The following is a 569-nucleotide window of genomic DNA, read 5'->3' as shown; positions in this document are numbered from 1 at the left end:
TTGGTGCCTTCGGGAACTCTGAGACAGGTGCTGCATGGCTGTCGTCAGCTCGTGTTGTGAAATGTTGGGTTAAGTCCCGCAACGAGCGCAACCCTTATCCTTTGTTGCCAGCGGTCCGGCCGGGAACTCAAAGGAGACTGCCAGTGATAAACTGGAGGAAGGTGGGGATGACGTCAAGTCATCATGGCCCTTACGAGTAGGGCTACACACGTGCTACAATGGCGCATACAAAGAGAAGCGACCTCGCGAGAGCAAGCGGACCTCATAAAGTGCGTCGTAGTCCGGATTGGAGTCTGCAACTCGACTCCATGAAGTCGGAATCGCTAGTAATCGTAGATCAGAATGCTACGGTGAATACGTTCCCGGGCCTTGTACACACCGCCCGTCACACCATGGGAGTGGGTTGCAAAAGAAGTAGGTAGCTTAACCTTCGGGAGGGCGCTTACCACTTTGTGATTCATGACTGGGGTGAAGTCGTAACAAGGTAACCGTAGGGGAACCTGCGGTTGGATCACCTCCTTACCTTAAAGAACCTGCCTTTGTAGTGCTCACACAGATTGTCTGATGAA

1 rRNA gene is annotated in these 569 nt (G+C 52.7%); it reads left to right on the top strand.

Features of this window, described 5'->3' with window-relative positions:
- Positions 1 to 522 (top strand): 16S ribosomal RNA (locus L977_RS11645); the annotation flags it as partial.
- Between the last annotated feature and the right edge of the window lie 47 nt (positions 523 to 569).

The organism is Enterobacter sp. ZOR0014, from assembly GCF_000798855.1.
Taxonomy (GTDB): Bacteria; Pseudomonadota; Gammaproteobacteria; order Enterobacterales; family Enterobacteriaceae; genus Enterobacter; species Enterobacter kobei.
This window is presented reverse-complemented; position numbering and strand designations above follow the sequence as displayed.